We start from the raw sequence: 6,124 nt of genomic DNA, 5'->3' as shown, positions 1-6,124 counted from the left end.
AGCAAATAAGTGCTACTCGTAAGTTATAAAAAAGCAATAAGTGTATTCACAATGAAAAGGTTGGATTGTCATTTACACATAAATATTGACACTCCCTTCGGACTTGTATTGACAATAAATATAGCCATATTGCATCAATACCTTTTATACTATTAAATTTAACATATAAAAGGAAAAGTTTCAATTCATAGTCGACCTTTATTGAGCCTACGCAAGCAATTGCCTTGTACCTTCCGAACAGCGTCTGACATAGCTGAACATTATCAATTTTAGCTTACAGTAGAAATCTTGCTATATTAACTCTTCACAAGCACTACCATATGTGCCAAGGTCGTGTAGCCATGCTCTCTCAAAAGGTTTTCAACGTTTTTCAAATAAGCATTATTATGATCTATTGTCTTAGAATAAGACTGAACAAGCTTAATCACTAAGTCATTATTTAATCCCTTATGGTATTTGGCCATTCCAATCAAGTGCAACTTTATCATTGAAAAGTTTATAATAAGCATTGCGAAACTATCTGTTATCGTTTTTTTATCGAAAGGGAATAAATTCGTAAATACATAATTCACTAAGTAATTTTCTAGAATATACTCATGATTATCGATGAATGGCTTGTAAGCCATTTCATATGCATCTTTATAGCGTTGAATTACTTCATCTTCAACATATTCACTATTAATACCAAGTCCCTCAGCCATCTCATTAAAGCACTCCACATATCGCTGACTAGAAATCGGACTTGTTAACCGGTGTTCTAGAAGGCTTTTACACATACTTACTTGAAATGAAATATTTCCGGGAAGTTGTTTAATGGAATCCGATAAACTTCCATTGTCTATACCTATTTCAAACTCTTGCATCAACGATAGTGCCTTCTCACTTTTCCCCCCCGACTTAAGTCCATCGAATTTCCTATAGAATAGCCCTAGAATGATGAGCCTATCTTCTATCGAGAAGCCTCTATTTTGTAAGATTTTTATGGTAAATATGCGTAGGTTCCAAAATAATTCCTGCTGTTCTTTTGACATCGAATTCTTTTTCAAAAACCCTTTCGTATCACTTGGTTCCACATCTTGAATGAAATCAATTCCTTTTTCATTCAAGAGTACAAGTCTTGCCACTTCAGGGCATGACAATGTCGCGCTTTTTTCGACTACATTATCGACCAAATTCAAATTTCTAGGATATACAGCGCACGTATTTGATAAAAATTCGTGGCCTAATTCTTTTTGTATCTTGCATAAATGATCTTCATCTAAAAGCGTGCAATCACCTGAGTTGTCCATTTTAATCTTAGCGTAAGACTCATCTGAATTACCTGAACGATTCCGTTTCACATTTTCATTCAAGAGGGTTTTCATTTCAGGGTTCCTTGTATCTTTATATTTTTTATATGTCTCTTTATCAACAGTCACTCTCCACCCTGCACAACATGTATCCTCACAAGCGGATCCGATACATTGAAATTGGGACATGTACTCAGGGAGTATGATTTCTCTTGTCTTTTCTACCATTTCTTCACACCTTCCAATTTTCTAAAAACACTATGTACGATTTATCGGTTATGTTTTGATGCGGTGGTCTTCTGAAAACGAAGACAGAATATTGAGCTACCGTGACCAATTAATTAAGATTCGCTCTAGTCCCTTGTGTATCAATCGACTTCCCAATCTCAACTTCCAGCGCTTCAAAGTTCGGAATCAGCCCCTGACGAAGGATATCACCAATCAGTTCATGATTTTCTTTTTCGACTGCTACTCCAAGTTTCGAGAGTTCACCTTGCATCACACCCGATAAACTAGCATAAGCGTCCCAGTTTTCCGGTCGTTCTCTACTATCTCCGATAACTGCTAACATGTCATTCAACCACTGTGCACCCTCTAGCAGCATTTCAAAACTTGTCCATGTTCCCGTTGTTGGCTGGACGTTAAACCCTTTAGGTAGTACCGCAATTTCGGGTTTGGCACGCTTAAGGTAGTCCTCTGCGGATAGGAGTACATCATTCATAAATTCTTTTTCTGTCTTTGCGACGACTTCCAATATCTTTACCCTATCTACGTTCAAATTCAAATAGTCTTCATGTTGCTCATAAACTTCTGTTCCGTCCGCGATGAAATGGCTGAAATGATAACTTTCTGCAAGTAATTCATTGATTTTTCCAATGATATCGTCTGAAGATGGTACATTTTTATAGTCGATTTGCTGTTGCCCAAACACAAGTTTCATAAGGTGTTCCTCCAATAACTATTTTATTATGTGTCACATTTCCATATCTCTTATATCGGCTCAATTGGGCAAATTTGAAATAGTTTTGGTATAATAAGAATGAATGTTCTCAATTTCGAAAGGAGGTCACTATGATGAGTGAGACAAGCGGATTTCATAATTACATAAGCGGAAAGTTATTGGGGGACGGCTGCATTAGGAAGCAGGAAAGAAGAAAACCTCGCTTTCAATTTATGCACCGAACAGAGGACGTTGGATGGGCTGAATATTGCTATGAGCATTTGAAAGATTTCATCCCTCTATTTCCCCCCACCTATCGAAAAGTGATCGATTTGCGAATAAAAAAGGGTTATTCTGAAAGCTACATCGTGCAGTCAAGGACGGATGAAGTGATTACAAATTTATATAAGCTATGGTATCAAAGAGAAAAAAGGTTCTTCCTTTCGTCTTTATTAACAGTATCTGGATGAACGAGCATTGGCATGGTGGCATCAGGATGACGGGAATTTAAAGATAGTTAATGAAACTGTTAGCAAAATAATTTTATCGACTGATGGTTTTTCTACTGAGGACAATGAGTAGTTGATTCAATTGCTTTTCAACAATTTCATCCTTCGTTTTGTCATGGATGGGCAAAATCGAATTCTACTCTATGACCAGTTTCAAATCATCTATTTTCTCTACCTTGTCTCACCCTGGTTGCATGGATCGATGGACAGAAAGGCTTTACCTTTACGTCCTCTCCGACCGACTGCAAAGCGAACGTCTATTTACTTACCCACAAAGTTCAAAATAGTGAAACCAGCGTATTAAATCAATGAAAAACTGAATAAGTTACATACCTTGTTTGACGATATCCACAAGGTAGTTTGCACCCAAAAGGCTCTAAAAATATTCAATCCGTTAATTGAGGGTAAAAAAGAACATAATGGATACCAAATTGTTATTGAGGAGATTCACAGAACGACTCTGGCAATCATTCGGCGTAAAACTGGGCTAACGATTAGTCGACTGTGTGAGTATTGTTTTAGCAATTGAAAAGAGTGGCCGGATTTCTAGACCGCATAATTTTATCGTTCGTACATTTTGCAGTTTAATTTTTCATGTTACTATTCCTCCTCCAAATCAGGAAAAGGACTTCCCTCCGAAAAGAAGCCCTATTTTGATGAACATCATTACATGAATACTCAATATTATGGTATATGCTTGATTTTTCAGCGGATTTACTATCTACTATCCATCCACGTTTTGATTGTAAAACCCTTTTAAATCTAATTCACTTAATTCTTCTGCAACAAAAGGCATTTCATTTTTAAGCTTTTCATCAAATGGTTTTGACAGTTCCTGTATCCAATCTTCCTTGCATAGGTTGTTAATAGGAGCTAACCAGCTCCTATGCCATTCTGGAATGCTGATAAGGAAATCAATCTTGCATGTACCATTGATTGTTTTTACATCATCAATAAATGTTATATAAAAATTTATTATCTTATCATTTATTGGATTTGAAATGATTGGAATAACTTTAACAAACTTGTTATTCATCCTTTGATTTTCATTAAACATAGCCAATAAAATCTCTCTTTAATAAAAAGAGACCCTAGCAAAGCTAGAGCCCCTTTCATATAATTTAGTATTAACGAAGAAGTTGTAAAACTCCTTGTGGCAACTGATTTGCTTGTGCAAGCATTGCCTGAGAAGCTTGTGCAAGAATAGAATTCTTTGTTTGTTCCATCATTTCTTTCGCCATCGTGCGAAACATTTACTTTCATAAATGACTAGACTATATCTTCACCCTCTAATTTCTTAGTAGGGGTCGGGCGCTTCGGATTCGCAATGCTGATGGACATTGGTTCACCTATGGATTTCATCATCATAGCCAAAGCCTTAGATGGTCTATCCTAGTCGTTGGACGTTCTCCACTCTTTCGAGACAGGAGCTTCGCTGCTGATTGCCCAATCTTTTCTTTTTTCGAACCGTCACGCTTGTTGTTTCCAACTACGTTGTGGCAAGAAAAGCTCTAAGGGGTTTCCAGCAATTCACCCGATCATACTCACTAGCCGTTACCAGCTAGGACGACTGTGCTTGTCACTGCTTAGGCAGCTAAAGCATAATCAACGTCACGGATACGTGATTCCGCGGCAGTTAGGTTTTCAGAAGAAGTATTTAGATTGTTAATTGTATGCTCTAGGCGATTTTGTTTCGCTCCTAATTGAGAGCGTTCATCTGATACTTTCGTGATTGCATCATCAATTGTTTTAATAGAAGCCGATGCTGTTCCTGCATCTGTATCTACTTTCAATGCAGTTAAACCTAAAGAAGCTGAATCCATTTTCGCAAATGTAACATCTAATTTCTGGTCTTTATTAGCACCAATTTGGAAAGTGAACTTACCAGTTGTTCCCCCGGTTTGATCTAATAGGTTTTGTGTATTAAATTGAGTAGTTGTAGCAATACGATCAATTTCAGCAACTAAATCGTCAACTTCTTTTTGAATTTGTCCCCTATCAGATGCAGTATTCGTATCATTACCAGCTTGAACAGATAACTCACGCATACGTTGAAGAATATCATGAGTTTCATTTAAAGCTCCTTCACCAGTTGCAATCATAGAAATACCGTCTTGTGCATTCGATGACGCTTGATCTAACCCGCGAATTTGCCCACGCATTTTCTCAGAGATAGCTAGTCCAGCTGCATCGTCCCCAGCTTTATTAATACGCATTCCTGAAGATAACTTCTCCATTGATTTAGATTGGTTCGTTGTAGCTGCATTCAACTGACGGTGTGTGTTAAGTGCTGCGATGTTGTGATTAATTCTCATTATAATTTCCTCCTTGAATGTATGTTGCTCACATCCTTGTGAGCACATTTTTTATACCGAAGAGACCGGGCCGGCCGGACCCCGTTTTCCTCGCTACAACTCTATTATCGGATTCCCTTTTAGAATGTTTAATAGAAATAAATTTTAATTTTAAAATGGGTGCCAGTTGCCGCCACAATTAGGCCAACAGGATGTTGGTCATGCATTCGTTGCCAATCGAACTGCGAAGGGTTCGGTTTGCCTTAATTTCTGCGTTCTTTGCAGAAATTAAGGCACCTTTGGATGTGGCGTACTTAGAATGCCTTCCTTTTGGAACGTGAATTGAGTCGGTAACTGGCACCCGGATTTTTATTTTTTTTCATTTTTAAGAAAGTCTATAAAACCGTCTATTTTAACGGCTTCTGTGTTGGATTCTGATACTTCTTTTATTAGTTCTCCCCGTAGAATGGTGATGTTTTTGGGTGCGTTGATGGCGATTCGGACTTGGTCGCCTTTTATTTCACTGATGGTAATTTCGATTTCATCTCCGAGCCAAATGGATTCACCTTTTTTTCGAGATAATACGAGCATTCCGTCACCCCTTGTCTTTCTGCATGTTGGCTTCGATGGCATATCTGATTGGATATGCCGCGTTTTCCAGAATGCATTGTTTTGCTTTTTTGGTTTTTGTGTTGATGATGACGGGTGCTTTTAAGTTTACGGTTGAGGTGTTGAATGGTTCTTTGACTGTGACGATTGTTAAGACAATTATATCTTCTTCGGACTCTATGTTAAGGGTCTCTACGGTTGATTCATCCAAATCAATAGTATAGTCGTTTGTAAATAAGTAGGGATTTGCTGTAACAAAGCCAACTTCTTTGGAATTGATGGACTGGAGAATTTGATAGACTTCATTTCCATCTATAGAGAGTAGTATAAAGTTTTTTTCGTTTTCGAAGCCTGGTAAGCCGTTTTCGAATGTGAGGATTTCGGATTCGGATGCTTCTACTTCTCCTAGGATTGTGGATTGGATTTTCATAATTTTTCCTCCTTTTTGGGGTGCCAGGCTTTGCCACAATTCGCTGAGGAACG

Annotated in this window: 7 protein-coding genes and 1 pseudogene; 1 reads left to right on the top strand and 7 read right to left on the bottom strand. The window is 37.8% G+C overall.

The window, feature by feature from the left end; all coding sequences use genetic code 11:
- Positions 1-296 precede the first annotated feature (296 nt).
- Positions 297-1,517: a flagellin lysine-N-methylase gene (gene fliB, locus I2484_RS17550; protein WP_207152362.1), complete on the bottom strand. Its 1,221-nt coding sequence runs from the start codon at positions 1,515-1,517 to the stop codon at positions 297-299.
- 109 nt (positions 1,518-1,626) lie between these two features.
- Positions 1,627-2,229 (bottom strand): hypothetical protein, encoded by a 603-nt coding sequence (locus tag I2484_RS17545; protein WP_207152361.1) that lies wholly within the window; start codon positions 2,227-2,229, stop codon positions 1,627-1,629.
- 134 nt (positions 2,230-2,363) lie between these two features.
- Here I2484_RS17545 and I2484_RS17540 point away from each other — a divergent pair, with 134 nt between their 5' ends.
- Positions 2,364-2,699 carry a hypothetical protein gene (locus I2484_RS17540; protein ID WP_207152360.1) on the top strand — a complete coding sequence of 112 codons (336 nt, stop codon included), beginning with the start codon at positions 2,364-2,366 and terminating at the stop codon, positions 2,697-2,699.
- A gap of 763 nt (positions 2,700-3,462) precedes the next feature.
- Here the strand turns inward: I2484_RS17540 and I2484_RS17535 are convergent.
- From I2484_RS17535 to fliW, 5 genes and pseudogenes are all read right to left on the bottom strand, one after another.
- On the bottom strand, positions 3,463-3,801 hold the full coding sequence (locus I2484_RS17535) for a hypothetical protein (protein WP_207152359.1): 339 nt from the start codon (positions 3,799-3,801) through the stop codon (positions 3,463-3,465).
- Positions 3,802-3,865: 64 nt separating this feature from the next.
- A pseudogene (locus tag I2484_RS17530) lies at positions 3,866-3,979 on the bottom strand (flagellin); the annotation flags it as partial.
- A 345-nt stretch (positions 3,980-4,324) separates the two neighbouring features.
- A complete protein-coding gene (locus I2484_RS17525) occupies positions 4,325-5,053 on the bottom strand; it encodes a flagellin N-terminal helical domain-containing protein (protein WP_207152358.1) in 729 nt (242 codons plus the stop codon).
- 348 nt (positions 5,054-5,401) lie between these two features.
- Positions 5,402-5,623: a carbon storage regulator CsrA gene (gene csrA, locus I2484_RS17520; RefSeq protein ID WP_207152357.1), complete on the bottom strand. Its 222-nt coding sequence runs from the start codon at positions 5,621-5,623 to the stop codon at positions 5,402-5,404.
- 4 nt (positions 5,624-5,627) lie between these two features.
- The gene (gene fliW / locus I2484_RS17515; protein WP_207152356.1) at positions 5,628-6,071 is read right to left on the bottom strand and encodes a flagellar assembly protein FliW; all 444 of its coding nucleotides are present in this window, start codon (positions 6,069-6,071) and stop codon (positions 5,628-5,630) included.
- Positions 6,072-6,124 lie beyond the last annotated feature (53 nt).

The organism is Sporosarcina sp. E16_8 (genome assembly GCF_017347095.1).
GTDB lineage: Bacteria > Bacillota > Bacilli > Bacillales_A > Planococcaceae > Sporosarcina.
Note: the sequence above shows the minus strand (reverse complement) of the source record. Positions and strands in the feature narration are given on the sequence as shown.

What these genes read in the sequence shown, in the direction of transcription:
- fliB (WP_207152362.1), bottom strand. Translation starts at nt 1,517, where the DNA reads ATGGTAGAAAAGACAAGAGAAATCATACTCCCTGAGTACATGTCCCAA.
- I2484_RS17540 (WP_207152360.1), top strand. Translation starts at nt 2,364, where the DNA reads ATGAGTGAGACAAGCGGATTTCATAATTACATAAGCGGAAAGTTATTG.
- I2484_RS17525 (WP_207152358.1), bottom strand. Translation starts at nt 5,053, where the DNA reads ATGAGAATTAATCACAACATCGCAGCACTTAACACACACCGTCAGTTG.
- I2484_RS17545 (WP_207152361.1), bottom strand. Translation starts at nt 2,229, where the DNA reads ATGAAACTTGTGTTTGGGCAACAGCAAATCGACTATAAAAATGTACCA.
- csrA (WP_207152357.1), bottom strand. Translation starts at nt 5,623, where the DNA reads ATGCTCGTATTATCTCGAAAAAAAGGTGAATCCATTTGGCTCGGAGAT.
- fliW (WP_207152356.1), bottom strand. Translation starts at nt 6,071, where the DNA reads ATGAAAATCCAATCCACAATCCTAGGAGAAGTAGAAGCATCCGAATCC.